The organism is Thiohalorhabdus sp. Cl-TMA, from assembly GCF_041821045.1.
Classification (GTDB): domain Bacteria; phylum Pseudomonadota; class Gammaproteobacteria; order Thiohalorhabdales; family Thiohalorhabdaceae; genus Thiohalorhabdus; species Thiohalorhabdus methylotropha.
Genome location: NZ_JBGUAW010000007.1, coordinates 198,217 through 214,617 on the forward strand (window position 1 = coordinate 198,217; position 16,401 = coordinate 214,617).

The 16,401-nt window shown below is 67.2% G+C and carries 15 protein-coding genes; 3 read left to right on the forward strand and 12 right to left on the reverse strand.

The window, feature by feature from the left end; translation table 11 throughout:
• Nucleotides 1-25: 25 nt before the first annotated feature.
• The 4 genes from ACERLL_RS11525 to ACERLL_RS11540 form a co-directional block, all read right to left on the reverse strand.
• Entirely contained in the window at nt 26-388 is a 363-nt protein-coding gene (locus tag ACERLL_RS11525; RefSeq protein ID WP_373656245.1) for a response regulator, read from the reverse strand.
• Between the two features lie 97 nt (nt 389-485).
• A complete protein-coding gene (locus ACERLL_RS11530; protein WP_373656246.1) occupies nt 486-4,340 on the reverse strand; it encodes a chemotaxis protein CheW in 3,855 nt (1,284 codons plus the stop codon).
• 23 nt (nt 4,341-4,363) lie between these two features.
• Nucleotides 4,364-5,143: a ParA family protein gene (locus ACERLL_RS11535; protein ID WP_373656247.1), complete on the reverse strand. Its 780-nt coding sequence runs from the start codon at nt 5,141-5,143 to the stop codon at nt 4,364-4,366.
• Between the two features lie 36 nt (nt 5,144-5,179).
• Nucleotides 5,180-6,001: a chemotaxis protein CheW gene (locus ACERLL_RS11540; RefSeq protein WP_373656248.1), complete on the reverse strand. Its 822-nt coding sequence runs from the start codon at nt 5,999-6,001 to the stop codon at nt 5,180-5,182.
• A gap of 414 nt (nt 6,002-6,415) precedes the next feature.
• On the opposite strand from ACERLL_RS11540, the gene ACERLL_RS11545 reads away from it, so the two are divergent.
• Complete coding sequence (locus tag ACERLL_RS11545; protein ID WP_373656249.1) at nt 6,416-8,338, forward strand: methyl-accepting chemotaxis protein; 1,923 nt, start codon at nt 6,416-6,418, stop codon at nt 8,336-8,338.
• 70 nt (nt 8,339-8,408) lie between these two features.
• Here the strand turns inward: ACERLL_RS11545 and ACERLL_RS11550 are convergent, their stop codons facing one another.
• Together ACERLL_RS11550 and ACERLL_RS11555 are read right to left on the reverse strand one after the other, a co-directional pair.
• Complete coding sequence (locus ACERLL_RS11550; protein ID WP_373656250.1) at nt 8,409-8,768, reverse strand: DUF4168 domain-containing protein; 360 nt, start codon at nt 8,766-8,768, stop codon at nt 8,409-8,411.
• Nucleotides 8,755-9,894: a methyl-accepting chemotaxis protein gene (locus ACERLL_RS11555; RefSeq protein ID WP_373656251.1), complete on the reverse strand. Its 1,140-nt coding sequence runs from the start codon at nt 9,892-9,894 to the stop codon at nt 8,755-8,757. The genes ACERLL_RS11550 and ACERLL_RS11555 overlap by 14 nt, the downstream gene beginning before the upstream one ends.
• A 221-nt stretch (nt 9,895-10,115) precedes the next feature.
• Between ACERLL_RS11555 and flgM the strand changes: the two genes are divergently transcribed.
• Nucleotides 10,116-10,409, forward strand: coding sequence for a flagellar biosynthesis anti-sigma factor FlgM (flgM, locus tag ACERLL_RS11560; RefSeq protein WP_373656252.1), 294 nt, complete (start codon nt 10,116-10,118; stop codon nt 10,407-10,409).
• 50 nt (nt 10,410-10,459) lie between these two features.
• Entirely contained in the window at nt 10,460-10,999 is a 540-nt protein-coding gene (locus tag ACERLL_RS11565) for a hypothetical protein (RefSeq protein WP_373656253.1), read from the forward strand.
• Between the two features lie 24 nt (nt 11,000-11,023).
• On the opposite strand, the gene cheB is transcribed toward ACERLL_RS11565, so the two are convergent.
• From cheB to flgG, 6 genes are all read right to left on the reverse strand, one after another.
• Nucleotides 11,024-12,148 (reverse strand): chemotaxis-specific protein-glutamate methyltransferase CheB, encoded by a 1,125-nt coding sequence (gene cheB, locus ACERLL_RS11570; protein WP_373656254.1) that lies wholly within the window; start codon nt 12,146-12,148, stop codon nt 11,024-11,026.
• A gap of 142 nt (nt 12,149-12,290) precedes the next feature.
• Entirely contained in the window at nt 12,291-12,620 is a 330-nt protein-coding gene (locus tag ACERLL_RS11575) for a rod-binding protein (RefSeq protein ID WP_373656255.1), read from the reverse strand.
• A 125-nt stretch (nt 12,621-12,745) separates the two neighbouring features.
• Entirely contained in the window at nt 12,746-13,873 is a 1,128-nt protein-coding gene (locus ACERLL_RS11580; RefSeq protein ID WP_373656324.1) for a flagellar basal body P-ring protein FlgI, read from the reverse strand.
• 20 nt (nt 13,874-13,893) lie between these two features.
• Entirely contained in the window at nt 13,894-14,598 is a 705-nt protein-coding gene (locus ACERLL_RS11585; RefSeq protein WP_373656256.1) for a flagellar basal body L-ring protein FlgH, read from the reverse strand.
• Complete coding sequence (flgA, locus tag ACERLL_RS11590) at nt 14,595-15,557, reverse strand: flagellar basal body P-ring formation chaperone FlgA (RefSeq protein WP_373656257.1); 963 nt, start codon at nt 15,555-15,557, stop codon at nt 14,595-14,597. The genes ACERLL_RS11585 and flgA overlap by 4 nt, the downstream gene beginning before the upstream one ends.
• A gap of 27 nt (nt 15,558-15,584) precedes the next feature.
• A complete protein-coding gene (gene flgG / locus ACERLL_RS11595; protein ID WP_373656258.1) occupies nt 15,585-16,376 on the reverse strand; it encodes a flagellar basal-body rod protein FlgG in 792 nt (263 codons plus the stop codon).
• Nucleotides 16,377-16,401 lie beyond the last annotated feature (25 nt).

Below are 16,401 nucleotides of genomic sequence, written 5' to 3' on the forward strand. Positions count from 1 at the left end.
CTCCGACCCGACTCCCGGACCGGAGCTAGCTCAGGAACTCGGAAAGCTCGTCGTAGAGCTTCTGGGGGGTGAAGGGCTTACCCACAACCTTGTTGGCCCCGGCCTCCACCGCCTCCCGGCGTTTGGCCTGGGTCTGCTCCGTCGTAATGAACACGAACGGCGTCAGGGCGTCCTGGCTGCGGAAATGCCGCAGGAACTCCAGGCCGTCCATGACCGGCATGTTCCAGTCGGACAGGATGACTTCGGGGCTGAAGGCCCGCAGCTTCTCCTGCGCGTCCTGCCCGTTCTCCGCCTCCACCACTTCCAGCTCGGAAAATCCCGCCTTGCGCAGGGAGCTCTTGAGAACCATCCGCATGGCGCGGGAATCATCCACCAGCAGTACTTTCATCGCCTCGGTTTCCCCTGGGTCCTCTCACGCAAGGCCGGCGGACCGGGCCTCGCATTTCGATTCCGGTGTAACGCCCCCTTTTCCGAAGGGGGAAGCCTCATGCACCAGCGGCCAGATCATCGGGAACCCGCTGCTCGGCGGAGCGCTCCACGGCCTCCCGGTCCAGGATTCCGACCACCTGATCTTCCCACAATGCGGCGCCCGAGATGCCCGCCACTGACTTCCCGGAGCCCTGCTCCGTCGGCCGCAGGTGCTGGATCCCGTGCAAATGGTTGGTGAGGATACCCTGCATCCAGTTGCCTTCGCCATCATCCATGAAGACGATGTAGGCCTCGTCCCCCGGATGGCGGAAGGACTCCCCCGTGACGGTGGCCAGCCGCACCACCGGGACGGCGCGGTTCTCGCGCTTCAGGTACTCGTGACCGTTCATCCATTGCACCTCGTTCACCGACACCAGCTCGATATGGTGGACGTCCTCGCGGGCCAGGGCGTAGACCTCGTCCGCGCCGCCGTCCAGCAGCAGGTACGGGAAGGTCTCCTCGCGTCCCTCTTCCTCGGCGACCTCCCGGGTCTTGGAGTGGCCCCGCATGGTGGCGACGCGGGAGAAGAGCCGCGCCACGTCCACCACCAAACTGATCCGGCCGTCCCCCCGGACGCTCGCGCCGGCGAAGTAGTCGGGCTCATGGATACCCTTGAGTGCATCGAGGGACTTCATCACCGCCTCTTCCTTGCCGACGATTCGGTCCACCAGGATGCCCGCCCGCTGCACGCCGAGCTCCAGCACCACCAGGTAGCGGGCGTCGCCGTCGTGCACCCGGCTCATGCCGAACAGCTCGGTCATCTGCAGGATGGGCAGAATCTCCCCCTCGCGCTGGTAGACGCGCTGGCCCCGCACCGTGGTCACGCGGTCGGGCTCGAAATCCAGGGTCTCCTTCACCGCCTCCAGCGGAATGGCGAAGTGCTCCGGGCCGATCTGCACGATCAGGGTCTGCTGGATGGACAGCGTCAGGGGCAGCCGGATGCGCACCGTGGTCCCCTCGCCCACCGTGGAGTCCAGATCGATGGAGCCCTTCAGGGACTCCACGTTGGAGCGCACCACGTCCATGCCCACGCCGCGGCCGGAGATGTCGCTGACCTGGTCCGCGGAGGAGAAGCCCGGGGCGAATATGAGCTGCTGCGCCTCGCGCTCGCTCAGCTGGTCCGCTTCGGACTGGTCGATGACCCCCCGCTCCACCGCTTTCTGGCGGAGCTTTTCCGCCGAAAGGCCCGCGCCGTCGTCGCCCACTTCGATGACCACGAAGTTCTCTTCGTAGTAGGCGCGCAGGTTGATCTTGCCGGCCCGCGACTTGCCAGCAGCCTCCCGCTCCTCGGGCTCTTCCACGCCGTGGTCCACGGAATTCCGGATCAGGTGGACCAGGGGATCCTGGATGGCCTCGATGACGTTGCGGTCGAGCTCCGTCTGCTCGCCGCTGATGTCGAGCTGCACCTCTTTGTGGGTCTTTCGGGCGAGGTCCCGAATCACCCGCTTGAACTTGTTGAAGCTGGCGGACAGGGAGTGCATGCGCGTCTGCATGACCGCCGACTGCAGGTCCGAGGTCACCAGGTCCAGGCGGTGCGCTTCCTCGGCCAGGTCCTCGGCGAGGCGCTCGTCGTCCAGGGCGTTCGCCACCCGACGAGCCAGCTCGCGGTTCTGGTTGCGGGTGAGCACCAGCTCGCCCACGAGATTGAACAGCCGGTCCAGGCGATCGAGCGGTACCCGCAGCGTCTGCGCTTCCCGGGAACCGCCGCCCTCGGAGTCCTCTCCGGCACCCGTCGGGGCGTCCTCCCCGGAGGCCGGGGCCGACGCCGTGGCGGCCTCCGACTGCTCCTGCGCCGCCGGCTCCGAATCCGAAGAATCGCGGGAAGCAGCGGGAGCGGAGCCCGAACCGGTGTAATCCGGGCGCAGGTAGTGGGCCAGGTGGGTGGCCACGGGCTCCACTTCCACATTGTCCCCGAAACCGTCCACCACCCGGTCCACCACCTTGCGGAGGATATCCGTACCCGCCAGGAGGTCGTCCATCATCTCGGCGTTGAGCGGGACCTCGAAGCTCCGCAGACGGTCCATGACCGATTCCATTGCGTGGGCCAGCCCCTGGAGGCGCACCAGTCCCACGAAGCCCGCGGTGCCCTTGATGGTATGGATGGTGCGGAAGGCGCTGTGCAGCCGCTCCTCGTCCTCCGGGTGGTCCTCCAGCGCCATCAAGGCCTGGTCCAGCTCCTCCAGGCCTTCCCGGGACTCCTCGATGAAGGCGCTCACCAGGTCGGGATCGGCGTCCTCGGGAAGCCGCTCGATGCCGTCGGGGATTTCCACTTGCGGGGTTTCCGCCACGGTTTCCTCGTTGGGTTCGGATTGTACCTGCGGACCCTCCCCCCCATCATCGGGCTCCGCTTGCGGCTGTGATTCGGGCTCTTCCTCCGGGACGGGCGCTTCGGCCGCCGCCTCCCCGAGAGCATCGGAGGTTTCGGGTTCCTCGTCCGCCACCTCACCGCCTTCCTCCCCGCCGGGTGCGGAGGGCAGGTGTCGGGCGAGGCGCTCGTGGGCATCCTCCGCTGCCTGCTCGTCCTCGCCGAGCGCCCCGATGGCAGCTCGCAAGTCCTCGACAAAGATCTTGTGGAGGCGGATGTCGAATGCGGCCAGCCCTTCGAAAAGGGTATGGAGCCTCTGCGCCAGGCTGGCGAAGGGACCGCCCTCCTGGGCGTATTCCGCGGCGCTGGCTTCGGCGGCCGCGCGGGCCTGCTCTAGGAGACCCCGGTCCCCGGGATTTCCAGCGAGCGCTTCCAGTGCGGAGCCGAGTCCGTTCATGGGTGCGGCCTCTTGGCTAGCGGGTTGCGGGGATGAATCGGGAGCCACCTGCTCCTCCGGCTTCGGCTGCAGCGCCTGCAGGGCATCGATTTCCGCTTCGGCGTCGCCATCCACCAGGGCCCCGGCAGCGGCGCGCAGCCGCTCCGCCACCTGCTCGGACCAGGGCAGGACCCCTTCCGAATAGGCACCGAGCACGTCCCCCATGCGCAGCGCGAGCGTCTCGGGATCGCCCTCCAGCGCCTCGGAGACGTCGTCCAGCAGCATGCCCAGGTCGTTGAGCGCCTCCTCGGAGGCGGGGTCGGCAATCAGCCGTTCCACTGCCGGCGGGACCGCCTCGGCCCCACCGCCCTCGGGGCCGTTGTCGGTCTCCCGGAGCGCCTCCAGCCGGGGCAGGACCCCTTCGGGGACCTCCGCCGCCTCAGTCAGTATCGAAGCGGCCTCCTGGAGGGTATCGCTCATGGCGCTGGTCCACTCCAGCTGCCCTTCTGCGTAGTCCCCGAGTACGTCCCCCATGCGCAGGGCGAGCGTCTCCGGCGCTCCGTCCAGCTCCTCGGACAGCTCGTCCAGCCGGCCGCCCAGCCGTTCCAGGACCCCCTCGTCCGCGGGGTCCGCCGCCAGGGCCCGGAGGTCATCGGCCACGGCCAGGGCGCCCCCCTCCGCGGAGGATCCGGACTCTTCCCCTCCGGCATTGTCCTCCACGAACAGGTGCCGCCGCAGATGGGCCTCCCACTCGCTGAGGGCGGTCTCGGGGGTCTCCCCCTTCAGATTCCGATCCAGGTCCGCGAAGACGCCCTCCAGGTCCCGGTACATGATCCGGTGCAGGCGGACGTCGAAGTTCGCCATCTGTTCGAACAGCTCCTCCAGGACCGCCAGCAGGGCCCCGCCCGGCTCACCCAGGGCCTCCGGGGCGGCCTCCCGGATACTCCGCATCCGGGCCACCAGCTCGCGATGCAGCTCGGGGTCCCCCGGACGCTCCTGCAGGGGCGCCAGAGCGGCGCTCAGGGAGCCTTCCTCCGGCCCGGCCTCGGTCTCCGGATTGAAGAAGCGGGCCATGATGGCCTCGAATCCTTCGGAATGGGGTCCCGTGCTGTCGCCTTCATGACCTGCCATGACTGCTCCTCCCCTCAGGGCATCTAGCTGCCCAACCGTTGATCCTGAGGCTCGCGGGTGCCGATATCGGCGGCAACCGATTCCACCAGCTGTCCATAGCGCTGCGCGGCCGGGCTGGCGCTGTCCACTTCGAAAACGGTGCGGCCCTGCTGCAGGCCTTCCGGAATGGCCATATCGTAGGGAATGGGCGCCGCCACCCGTTCAGGCGGCAGGCTCTTTCGGGTCCGGTTCAGCCAGCGCATGTGCCAAGTATTGTCCTCGCGGACCATGGTCGGAACCACCCCGAAGAAGCCCGGCTGATACTGGAGGTAGCGGCCCATGAAGCGCGCGTACTCCAGGGTCTGGGTAAGTCCGCGGAAGGACAGCAGCTCCATCTGAACCGGGGCGATCAGGGATTGCGCCGCATAGAAGGCGTTGACGATGATCAGGGAAAGCGAGGGCGGACAATCGAAGACCGCCGCATCGTAATCGCCCAGCTGCCCCAGGGCCTCGCGCAGCGCGGCCTCGCGGCGCGGCCGCTCGGCCAGCACCAGCTCGAGCTGCGCCAGGGTGCCGTCGGCAAGCAGGGCATCCAGACCGCTGCGGATCGGCACCAGACACTGCTCGGTCGACACCCCCTCCCAGACCGCGTGATAGAGGGTGTGGCGCGGGGTCTGCCGGAAATAGGAGGCCAGCGCCCCCTGGGGGTCCAGATCAACGAGCAGGGTCCGGTAGCCCCGCTCCGCCAAGCCCCAGGCAAGGTGCACGGAGGTGGTGGTCTTCCCCGCACCGCCCTTGTGGTTCACCACCGCGAAGGTTCGCATGAATCTCGCTATCCGCTCCGTCCCCGTGGGGATCCGTCAGTCCAGGCGGTAGGCCCGTTCCAGAAGGGCTTCCTGCTCGCCCGTCAGGCTGCCGAAGGCCAGGCCGTATTGAAAGGAAAAGCCGCCCGCGAGACCGCTTCCGGTGCGGCCCCAGCGCACCTCGGCCTGGAGATTGACCCGCTTCTGGCCCTTGTGCTCCCGGTCCAGGGGCAGGCTCAGCTCCAGCCAAGCGTTCTCCGAGAGGTCCTGGTCGGTCTCCATGCGCAGGCCACCCTTGCTGATGGAGCTCATGTGGGCGTCATGCCACTCCTCGGCGCCCGTATCGCGCTGCTGAATGGTGAGGTCCACGGTTTGCCGGGCATGGCTTCGCTGGTCCAGATAGGGGTTCTCGGGAAGCATCCGGGCCAGGTCCACGAGCACCACCACCCCGTCGGCGGAGTTCACGATGCCGGTCAGGTAGCTGCCGTGCTGGCGCTGGATCTCGGAGTTGGACGGCGGGGACTGGATCTCCTCGCGCTCAATGGCCCGGAGGTCCGTCACCTCGTCCACCACAAAGCCCACAAGGCGCCAGTCCATGTCCACCACCAGAATCCGCGATTCGGCGGTATCCTCGAAGGTGGACAGCCCCAGGAGGATCCGGGTGTCCAGAACCGGCACGATCACGCCCCGAAGGTTCATGAGCCCCCGCAGACTCTGCGGGGAATCGGGGATAAAGGTGAGATCCCGGTCGAGCAGGGTGTCCACTTCCTTCAGGGTGCACACATCCACCCCGAATAGCTCTTCCCCCAGGCGAAACAGGAGATACTTGGCTGCATCCGCGCTGTGGGCATCCTTGGAAATCTGCGTAGTACTTTCCATGGGCCTTCCCTGATTGCTTCAGGCCGAACGCTGCTGCCGCCGAATGCTTTTGGGGACAACAGCCCGGCCCTTACCCTACCGATTTCAGGCCCGAATTGCGAGACCCTTTGGGCGGCACCTGTCGCCAAAGGGTGACAGTCAAGGCCGAAATATTTCCTGCATGGAGCATTTTCTTACGTATTGGCTCTTACTCGCCAAAACCCCATGCGGGGCCACTCGATATTCGGAAAATTTCCCTAGGACAAAAGCTTAATCCATTCCAAGCCTATGGGCTTTCCCCAGTAACCGCAAGACAGCCACCCTCCTTCCTCCTGGCATTCACTAATAAATACCACTAGAGTAGCAGCATCCCATACGGATTCCCGATTCTGAGAAGTCGCTCCCGGGGAAAGGCCATTCTGCCTAGGAGAGAGCATGCGCCACTTCCAAAGTTTAAGTGTCCGCCTGCAGTTTCTGGTCACGGCCATCATCGTGGTCCTCACCGGCGCCATGCTCTGGCTCCTATGGTCGGCGACGCAATACAGCAACCATATCTGGGAGCAGCGGGTGTCGCGGGTCAACCAGGGCTGGCAGTCCCTTCAGGAGTCCTCGACCCGGCGAATCGTGTCCGCCGTCCAGGAAAAGCTCCAGGCCGAGGCCCGGGACCTGATGCTCAAGGGGCGCTCCATGAGCACGGTCACCCAGAGCATCAAGGACGGCAGCTCCTCGGGCTTCGGGGACGCCCTTTTCACCCTTCAGAGCCTGCCGGGGGTTTCCGCCGACAGCCGCTTCGTGGCCTACAACCTGTCCGGTACCACCGATGACGTACAGGTAAAGGGTGCGCTGCAGGGCGACCGGAAGTCTTGGATGGACGCGCTCACCACAGCGCTTACCCGGGTGCCGCCCCAGGAGGCCATCGAGGGCCTGGCCAGCTTCGCCCTTATCGACGGCAAGCCCCATCTCACCGCGGCGGGACTCGTGCACCGACAGACCCGTTCGGCCTATCATTGGCAGGGGGTCTTCGGCGTGGCGGTGCCCATGAAGGGCTTCCTGGAGCAGGTGGGCGGCTTCCTGTCCACCGACCAATTTCCGGCGGCCCTGGCGGTGGTCTCCCCGACTGGAAAGGTGCTCCGGAAGCACGGAAGCCTGAAGGAGCTCAAGGAGCCCCCTTTCTCTCCGGAGAACGGCGTAGAAGGGGCGGGAGCCCGCTTCCTAGACGGCGGAAGTCTTGCCCGCATCCTCACCCCCCTGGAAGGGGCGGACGGCAAGACGCACGCCTATCTTTCCGCCGTGGTATCCATGCGCACCATCGAGAGCGTGCTGGCCGACCGGAGCCGCCTGGAGGCGGCGGACCGGGAGAACGCCTTCTGGGCCCTGGGCCTTGCGATCGCGGTACTTGCCCTGGGCTCGGCGAGCTTCGCCCTGGTGGCGCGCAAGAACCTGCAGGAGCCCATCCGCGCCCTCCGGGAGGAAATGGTCCGCATCGCGGACAACGACCTGAGCCAACCGGTCCGGAGAACCGAGCAGACGGAGCTCGGGGATCTGCAGAACGCCACCGAGAAAATGCGGATCACCCTCAACAGCCAGATGCGCGGCAACCGGGAGCAGTCCAGTCAGCTCGCCGCCGCCAGCGAGGAGCTGAACGCCTCGGCCGAGGGACTCCGCGAGAGTGCCCAGGCCCAGGCGTCGCGCTCCTCGGAAGTGTCCGGGTCGGTGCAGGAGGTGAACCAGGTAGTCCAGGACGTCGCCAACAACATCAACGAGGTTTCCCAGTCCGCCGGGCGGGTCAACGAGGAATCGGAAGCGGGCAGTAAGGAGGCGGAGCAGGCGAGCCGCCAGATGGAGGACCTGCGCACCACCACCGAGAATGTGGACCGGATCACCACCACGATCCAGGAGATCGCCAAGAAGACGGACCTGCTGGCCCTGAACGCGGCCATCGAGGCGGCCAACGCCGGCGAGCAGGGCAAGGGCTTCGCGGTGGTCGCCGACGAGGTCCGTCAGCTCGCTGAGCAGACCTCCAGCGCTACCGGCGAGATCAACGGCATCCTTGCGCAGTTCCGGCAACAGGTGGACGAGAACTCAAGCACCCTGCACCGCCTAACCGCGGCCATGGAGAACATCCACACCCAGGCGCAGAGCACGGACCAGATGGCGAACCAGATCGCCGCCTCCGCGGAGGAGCTGGCCGCGACCATGGGCGAGACCACGGACAACCTGGGCGAGATCCAGGAGACCGCCCAGAACGTCACCGACTCCGTGGAGCAGATCCGCGAGGCCGCCTCCCAGGTGGACCGGATGGCCCGTCAGCTCGCCGAGACGGTGCAGGAGTTCCGGCTTCAGGAAGGCACCGGCTGACCGCTGCAAAGAGCCGGCGGCTCACCCCCGGAGGCGCGGCGACGGCCCACGGCCTCCCCGATCCCGCCGGCTAGCCGCCCAGCTCCCGCCAAGCCCGGCGGTAGCGGGCATTCAGGCCGGTGTCCTGGCGCACCTGCCTGGCGATCCGGTTATAGCGGTCCACGGTTAGGCCGCGCTCCCGGACCGCCTCGACCATCCGCTTGCGGACCGCGCGCCCCACCGGCAGGCGCGCCTTGCCGCGCATCACTTGCAGCTCGCGGGCCGCCGCCGCGAAGGCGGCCATTTCCCGCTCGGACACGGAATCCGATTGCTCCTCCCCCTGGACCGCCGGCGTCGCCAGCCCGAACAGGACCAGACAAGCCGCTGCGCCCGTCCGCACGGACCGTCTGCCGCCTCGGGATACCCGGGTCCCGGAATCAGTGAACCGCATAATTTTCCTTCTCCGAGCGGATCTTCTCCGCCATCTCGCTAATGGCGCGGGAGGCTTCCTGAATCTGCTCCACCGACTGGCTGAGGGTCTGGCTGCTCTCCGCCACATCCGAGATCTGGCCGGTCACCTCCGACATGGTGGCGGCCAGCTCCTCCGCGGAGGCGGCGATCTGCCCGGCCAGCGAGTCGGTATGCTCGATCATGCCCAATATACCGGTCATGCCCTCCATGACCCGGTCCATGGACTCCGCGGAATCCCCCACTTCCCCCTGCAGCCGATCCAGGATGCTGTCGATACTGGTAGTCGCCTCGCGGGTGTTCTCGGCCAGCTTGCGCACCTCGTCGGCGACCACCGCGAAGCCCTTGCCCTGCTCGCCGGCGTTGGCTGCCTCGATGGCCGCGTTCAGCGCCAGCAGGTCCGTCTTCTTGGCGATCTCCTGGATGGTTCCGGCGATCTTGGCTACCTCGCCGCTGGTGGCAAGCATGGCCTTTACCCGCTGGGAGGCCCCCGCCAGGGTCTCCATACCCTCCTCGGCCGTATTGCTCGCATTGGAGGCGGACTGGGAAACTTCCGTCACCTTGCTGGCGACATCCTGAACCACCTGATTGACCTCCTGGGCGCTGTGGGACACATCGGCGGTCTGACGCGCCTGGAACTGCACCGCCTGGCCCATCTCCTCGGCGGTGCCGTCCAGCTGGCCCGAGTGCTCCACCAGGCTCTCCGACTGATGCAGCCCCTGGTATACCTCCTGCCGCAGCTGGTCACGAAGATCGGCAACCGCGCCGACCATCCGCCCCACCTCTCCGGCGTCCCGGGTACGCAGGTCACCGGCGGCGTGGCTCAGGTCTCCGGCAGCGAGCCGGGTTAGGGCGCCCTCCACCCGGCGCAGGGGCCGGACCACCATGATATAGGTCAGGGCCACCATGGCCCCGATTATGGCCATGCCCAAGGGCAGCAGCCACGCCAGGGCCACCGCCCCGAGCGCCGCGCCCAGCACGGGCAGCAGCACGGCGGCGGCCGCCAGATCGAGGAGAAGGATGCGCATGTGCAGGGAAGTACGGCGCCAGGGCAGGAGAATCGACGCTACATACCGATCCCATCCGGCTGCTGATACTGTTGCTTCCATTCACCCGTCCTTTTTGACGCTGGAGCCGGGCCGCCTTCACTACGGAGCTTTCGTTAGTATCCCACGCCCCTGTCCGGCATTGTCCGTGTAGCCTGTCCGGAAGTCGCTCTTGACACGAAACATAGCCCCTTCCTTGTTCCGAGGGCAAGGAATTGGGTATATTCGGTCGACCGTATCAGGCGGGGCGGGACCGAGCTCCGCCGTCCGGAGAAAGGATCCTCATGCGCATCGACGGCAAGAACAACAATCCGCGCCGGACATCCCGCTCCGGTAAGGCGGGCACCGGCTCCTCCGAATCCGCCGGGTCCGCCGCCTCCGGCAGCGGTTCCGGGGAAGCCGCCCGCATGGACCTGAACCTCCCCCAGCTCCGCGGCAAGCTCGAATCGCTCCCCGATGTCCGGGAGAGCCGCGTGGAAGCCCTGAAAGACGCCATCGACCGCGGGGAATACGAGGTCGGCGGCCGGGAAGTGGTGAGCCGCGTCCTCAGCAACGTCCTGCTGGAAAACCTGAAATAAGGCCCGTCCCCCGCGCCTAACCGCCCAAACAGCACGAGGCCGACGCGAACATGCCGACCCTGGATGATTTACCCACCCCGAAGGCCATTTCCAGTGGCTTCGCCCAGCTGCTTTCCCAGACCCCCAAGGTGGAAGGCCCCGAGAAGCTCGTGAATTTCAAGCTGAACCAGGTGGCCCGCCGTTCGGGCGGCATGTTCGTCGCCGCCCTGCACCGCAACCTCCAGGGGGACGAGGAGATCATCGGCTGGATGGGCGTGGGCATACGCATGGCCATCGCCACCGGATGCATGATGGTCATGGACCCCTCGGTGGAGGAGAAGGTGGAGAACGTGGAGTCCAACGACCTCACCCTCGACGCTGCCCGGGAGGTCCTCAACGTGGCCACCGTGTTCTTCAACCAGGAGCTGGAGAACAAGGGCTGGGAATACGGCATCCGCGTCGGCCACGCCCGCCCGATGGCCCCCAACGAGATGAAGGGCGAGGGGGTGGATGCGGACAACTTCAGCGTGGGCGGCATCTACCTGATCCACTTCCCGGACATCCGGGCCCTGGACAAGCGGGGCGGCTCGCTCTTCGTAGCCTTCGAGTAGGCCGGAGCCGCCGGCTTCGGGCGTTCAGCCCGAAGCCGCGGCGGCGTACAGCACCCGCGACAGCAGGTCGCTGATGCCCCTGGGCTCCATGACCGCGTTATGGAGCCCCGCCCGGGCGACGGATCCCGGCATTCCCCATACCGCGCTGCTCTCCTCGCTCTGGACCACCACCACGCCGCCACCCGACCGGACATGGCGCGCGCCTTCCAGCCCGTCCTGTCCCATTCCCGTCAGCACGATGCCGAGCACCCGCGTCCCGGGGAGCTCCGAGGCGGACATGAACAGCGGATCCACCGCCGGCCGGCAGGAATTGACCCGCGGCTCCTGGTCCAGATGCACCGTCAGGCGATTGGTGTAGCGGGACAGGCGCATGTGGTAGTTGCCCGGCGCCACCAGTCCCGTCCCCACCGGGACCTTTTCGCCGTCCTCGGCCTCCCGCCAGGGGAACGGGCCCCGCGCCCCGAGGCGGTCGGCGAAGGGCCCGGTAAACCCCTGGGCCATGTGCTGCACGAGCAGAACGGGGACACGCGGCGGCCCAACGGCGTCCACCGCGCTCCAGATGGTATGCAGGGTCTGCGGTCCCCCCGTGGAGCTGCCGATCACCACCAGGTCCGGCTGGAACCCGGAGGGAACTCCGCCTCCCTCGCGGATGGGCGCCGCGGGCTTCTCGGGAGCGGCGGCAGGGGCGGCCCCCCGGGCGGGCTCCTCCCCGCGCTTGCCCTTTTTGGCCCGGACCAGTCCGCGGACGGTCCGGGCCAGCTCGTTGACCGTTTCCTCCAGCGGCTCCCGCATGCCCGTCCGGGCGGGATCCGGCTTGTTCACGAATTCCTGGGCCCCACGCGAGAGGCATTCCATGGTGACCTCGGCGTTCTTCTTCGACGCCGAGCTGAACATGACCACTACCAGATCGCTGCGCTTGTCGGGCTGCAGATGATCCAGGAACTGGATGCCGGTCATCTCCGGCATTTCCACGTCCAGAACCACCGCATCCGGTTTTTCGGCCTCCACCATCTCCAGGCCTTGCCGGCCGTTGTGGGCGGCTCCGACCACCTCCAGTCCTTGTGCCCCGCCCAGGCCCTTTTTGAGGACCGACCGCACCACCGCCGAATCGTCCACAACCAGAACCCGGATGGGTTCTCCTGATGCCATCCGCTTCTCCTGCTCGGGCTTTTTGGGTTTCATTCACACACACAGCGATGGTGGGAATATACCCAAAAAAGCCCGGTACAGTAACCGGGCATGGCAATGCAGTCCCGCTTCGGCCTGTTGTCTGTCCGGGGGGATGACCCGCTCAGCGCCGGGTATCCAGCTTCCCCGCCGCGTCCTTCGCAGGAGCGGCCCCGTCCTCGGGCAGGCCCTGCTCCAGGTAGGCGTACAGCGCCTGGCTGAGCCCGAGCCCGCCCTTCTCCGAGCCCATGCTCGCCACCTGCCGGTCGAGCATGCTGTTATACAGGTTGCCCGCCGTTCCCGTATCCACCAGGCCGTCCTTGGGCACGGTCTCCCGCATGGTGGAGAAAGCCTGGGAGAGGAACACCGCCTCGAACTTCTTCGTCAGGTCCTCCAGCTTCTTGCGGGTCGTCTGGCCCTGCGCATGCACCTGCGGGTCGAAACCGAGCTCCATCGCGGTCCTCCAGCTGGGTCGAAACTTCGTTTTGTGGGGCTCGGGCAAAATGTGCCCGCCCACGCCCGTACAGGAGCAAGAACCGGACCATCCGGGCCGCGGCTACGCTCCACCGTGGCGGCGTCCTAGATGATCTTCAGCTCCGCGGTAAGGGCGCCCGCCTCCTTGATGGCCCGCAGGATGGCGATCAGGTCCCGGGTGGAAGCGCCTATGGAGTTCAGGGCGCCCACCAGCGAGGAGAGATCGACACCGGGCTGCAGGAGGATCAGGTCGGCCTTCTCCTCGCCGGCCTCGATCTCCGTGCGCGGCACCACCGTGGTCACCCCGGCACCGAAGGAGGCCGGCTGGCTCACCTGGGGCTTCTCGGTAATGGTGATATTGAGGTTGCCGTGGGAGACCGCCACGGGGTGCACCCGGACATTTTTGCCGATGATCACCGTGCCGGTGCGCTCGTCGAGCACCACACGGGCCTTCCGGGCAGTCCGCACGGAAAGATTTTCCAGGCGCGACACCAGCGGCACCACCCGGTCCTGGTAATTGGAGGGGACTTCCACGCGGACCGTGCCGGGGTCGGTGGCCTGAGCATAGTCGCCGCCGAGCTCTTTATCCACCGAGCGGGCGACCCGGGTGGCGGTGGTGAAATCCGTCTGCCGCAGGGCGAGCCGCAGGGTCTTCTTGCCGTTCATGGAGATGGGCAGCTCGCGCTCCACCAGGGCCCCGTTCGGGATGCTTCCGGAGGTGAGATGATTGACCTGCACCTCACCGCCCTCCCCTTGGGCGCCGAAGCCGCCCAGGCTCACGGGCCCCTGGGCCACCGCGTAGACCTGGCCGTCCGGACCCTTGAGCGGGGTCATCACCAGGACCCCGCCCTGCAGGCTCTCGGCATCCCCGAGACTGGAGACGGAGACATTGATCTTCTGGCCCTGGGAGGTGTAGGGCGGCAGCGTGGCCGTCACCATGACGGCGGCCACGTTGTCCGGCCGCATGCTGTCCACCTCCTGGCGCAGATTGATACCCATGCGCTCGAGCATGGAGACCATGGACTTGAGGGTGAACGGGCTGGAGGTCTGAGGCGAATCCCCGGTTCCGTCCAGACCCACCACCAGGCCGTAGCCCATGAGCTGGTTGTCGCGGACACCCACCACGTCGGCAATGTCCTTGATCCGCTCGGCCTGGGCCGCCAGCGGCAGGCCCGCCAGCAGCAGGATCCCGATTCCGGCAAGACGGCGGATGGTGCGATGCGCCTTCCCTATCACGCGCGACTCCTAATGCCTCAGAAAGGCCAGAATTTGTGGATGAGCTTGGTCAGCCAGCCCTCGTCCTGCTGACGGGCCACCACGCCCTCTCCCGCGTACTGGATGCGGGCATTGGCGATCTTCCCGGAGGAGATGGAGTTGTCCGAGGCGATGTCCTCCTGGCGGATCACTCCCGAAAGCACCATGTTCTGCTGCTCGTTGTTGACGGTCACCCGGCGCTGCCCCTCGATGCGCAGGTTGCCGTTGGGGAACACCTGCTTGACCACCGCGGTCATGTTGCCGCTCAGGCTTGTGGAGCGGGAGGTCTCGCCGTCGCCGCTCAGCTCGTTGGAGGAATTGGCCTCCAGCGCGTTGCCGGGATCTTCGCCCGGGATCTTGTCCTCGGCGCCGAGCAGCGAGGAGATTCCCCCGGAGCTGGAAGCCTCCCGACTCGCCTCGACGGAGGCGGCATTGTTGCCCTCTGCGCTCTCGCTAAGCTCCACGGTGATAATGTCCCCCACCTCGCGGGCCTTGTTGTCGACGAACATGCCCTCGTCGCTCCGCCCCCAGAGGGACCCCTCGTTGGAGCGGTTCCTGCGGCTGTCCGGCGTGTCCAGCCGGGCATCGTCCACCTCCGCGTCCAGCTTCTCCAGCTCGGGGCTCTGCTGGTCCGGCCCGCCCCTGGGTGCGCAGCCCGCCACCAGCAGGAGCACGATCAGCGCTCCGACCCACTTCCTGGTCATTGCTTTTCCTTCCCGGCTTCCTGCTCTACCACTCGGGCCTTGCTGGACCCGATCAGGCGGGCGTAGACCTGCTTGCCGCTGGCCTGATTCTCCATGGCGAGCACCTCACCCAGGGCGCCCTGCTGGCGCACGGTGCCCGGGGCGGTGATCCGCAGCTTGGGGGTATCATAGACGAGCGTCACCGGATCCCCGGAGCGCACCTCGGGAGGCAGGCGGAGCTGGGACCGCTTCACGGGGTGGCCCTCGCCGATAGCCTGCATCACCCAGCTACCCACCACCTCCTGAGACTCGGAGAGGTAGGCCCAGCGGTTCTCCCCGGCCTCGCGGTAGGCCAGCTTCACCTGCTCGGGCTCGATCCGGGTGCCGGGGCGGAGGTTCTCCCGCGCCACCACCACGCGCCGTTCGCGATGCAGCTCCACCGCCACGGCACGGGAGGCCACCACCTGGCCGTCCACGCTCACCCGAACCCGGGCCTGGCCCTCCCCGTCACGCGCCACGTCGATGCGGCCCTTGGCGGGAAGCCCCTTGAAGGCGGGCGCACCCTCCGGGAAGACCACCCGGATGCGCACTCCCTTTCCACCGGTCCGGCCGAGCTGCTCCCGCACCGCCTCGGCGACGCGCTCCGAGGAGAGCCGCACCGTGCCGCGCCGGACCTGGGCACCGAGGGGGATATCCATCTCCACCCGGTCCAGGCCCACGCCCGCCTCCCAGAGGGCCTGTCCGACGGCGCGTCCGGAAACCCGCCAGCTCGACTCCCCGGCCTCGAAGCGGTGCACCTCCAGGCCGCGGACCTTCCGGACCAGCTCCGCATCCGGCCCGGAAACCTCGGCGATGCTGCCGAGGGTCACCGTGGTCCGGCCCACCTCGGACCGCTCATCGACGGCCACGCGGAGGCCCGTTCCCCAGGAGACCGCGGGGAGCAGCAGGAGCAATGCAGTGAGAACCAGGCGCGGGGTCATGGCAACCTACCTCGGGGACGGACTACTTCAGCGCTTCAGATTGTTGGCCATCTGCAGCATCTGGTCGGAGGTCTTGATGGCCTTGGAGTTGACTTCGTATGCCCGCTGTCCGGAGATCATGTTGACCATTTCCCGGACCACGCTGACGTTGGACTTCTCCAGGAAGCCCTGCTGGAGGGTTCCGGCCCCGTTGGCTCCGGGCAGTCCCTGCTGGGGTGCGCCCGAGGCGCCGGTTTCCAGGAAGATGTTGCCGCCTTCCGCCTTCAGGCCCGCCGGGTTGACGAAGGTGGCGAGCTGGATCTGCCCCACCGTGGTGGGCTGGGCATTCCCGGGCTGGCGGACGTCCACGGTCCCGTCCTTGGAGATGTTCACGCCGGTGGCGTTCGGCGGGATGGTAATCCCGGAGAGCAGGGGGTTGCCGTCCGGTGTGACGATCCGGCCCTGGTTGTCGATGCTGAAGTTCCCCGCCCGGGTGTACCCGGTATCGCCATTCGGCAGCTGCACCTGGAAAAAGCCCCGTCCCTCGATGGCCAGGTCCAGGTTGTTCCCGGTGTTCTCCAGATTGCCCTGCTCGAAGGTGGGGCTGACGGCGCCCGTGCGCACACCGAGGCCCACCTGGATACCCGTGGGCACCTGGGTGCCGGCCGCCGAGCTGGAGGCCCCGGGCATCCGCTGCACCTGGTACATCTGGTCCTGGAAGTCCGCCCGGCTCTGCTTGAAGCCGGTGGTGTTCACGTTCGAAAGGTTGTTGGAGATGGTGTCGATCCGGGTCTGCTGGGCGTGCATCCCGGAAGCCGCCGTCCACATTGCTCGATCCATGCTTACTCCCTCGTCCTGTCTGGTT

What these genes read in the sequence shown, in the direction of transcription:
- ACERLL_RS11525 (WP_373656245.1), bottom strand. Translation starts at nt 388, where the DNA reads ATGAAAGTACTGCTGGTGGATGATTCCCGCGCCATGCGGATGGTTCTC.
- ACERLL_RS11530 (WP_373656246.1), bottom strand. Translation starts at nt 4,340, where the DNA reads ATGGCAGGTCATGAAGGCGACAGCACGGGACCCCATTCCGAAGGATTC.
- ACERLL_RS11535 (WP_373656247.1), bottom strand. Translation starts at nt 5,143, where the DNA reads ATGCGAACCTTCGCGGTGGTGAACCACAAGGGCGGTGCGGGGAAGACC.
- ACERLL_RS11540 (WP_373656248.1), bottom strand. Translation starts at nt 6,001, where the DNA reads ATGGAAAGTACTACGCAGATTTCCAAGGATGCCCACAGCGCGGATGCA.
- ACERLL_RS11545 (WP_373656249.1), top strand. Translation starts at nt 6,416, where the DNA reads ATGCGCCACTTCCAAAGTTTAAGTGTCCGCCTGCAGTTTCTGGTCACG.
- ACERLL_RS11550 (WP_373656250.1), bottom strand. Translation starts at nt 8,768, where the DNA reads ATGCGGTTCACTGATTCCGGGACCCGGGTATCCCGAGGCGGCAGACGG.
- ACERLL_RS11555 (WP_373656251.1), bottom strand. Translation starts at nt 9,894, where the DNA reads ATGGAAGCAACAGTATCAGCAGCCGGATGGGATCGGTATGTAGCGTCG.
- flgM (WP_373656252.1), top strand. Translation starts at nt 10,116, where the DNA reads ATGCGCATCGACGGCAAGAACAACAATCCGCGCCGGACATCCCGCTCC.
- ACERLL_RS11565 (WP_373656253.1), top strand. Translation starts at nt 10,460, where the DNA reads ATGCCGACCCTGGATGATTTACCCACCCCGAAGGCCATTTCCAGTGGC.
- cheB (WP_373656254.1), bottom strand. Translation starts at nt 12,148, where the DNA reads ATGGCATCAGGAGAACCCATCCGGGTTCTGGTTGTGGACGATTCGGCG.
- ACERLL_RS11575 (WP_373656255.1), bottom strand. Translation starts at nt 12,620, where the DNA reads ATGGAGCTCGGTTTCGACCCGCAGGTGCATGCGCAGGGCCAGACGACC.
- ACERLL_RS11585 (WP_373656256.1), bottom strand. Translation starts at nt 14,598, where the DNA reads ATGACCAGGAAGTGGGTCGGAGCGCTGATCGTGCTCCTGCTGGTGGCG.
- flgA (WP_373656257.1), bottom strand. Translation starts at nt 15,557, where the DNA reads ATGACCCCGCGCCTGGTTCTCACTGCATTGCTCCTGCTGCTCCCCGCG.
- flgG (WP_373656258.1), bottom strand. Translation starts at nt 16,376, where the DNA reads ATGGATCGAGCAATGTGGACGGCGGCTTCCGGGATGCACGCCCAGCAG.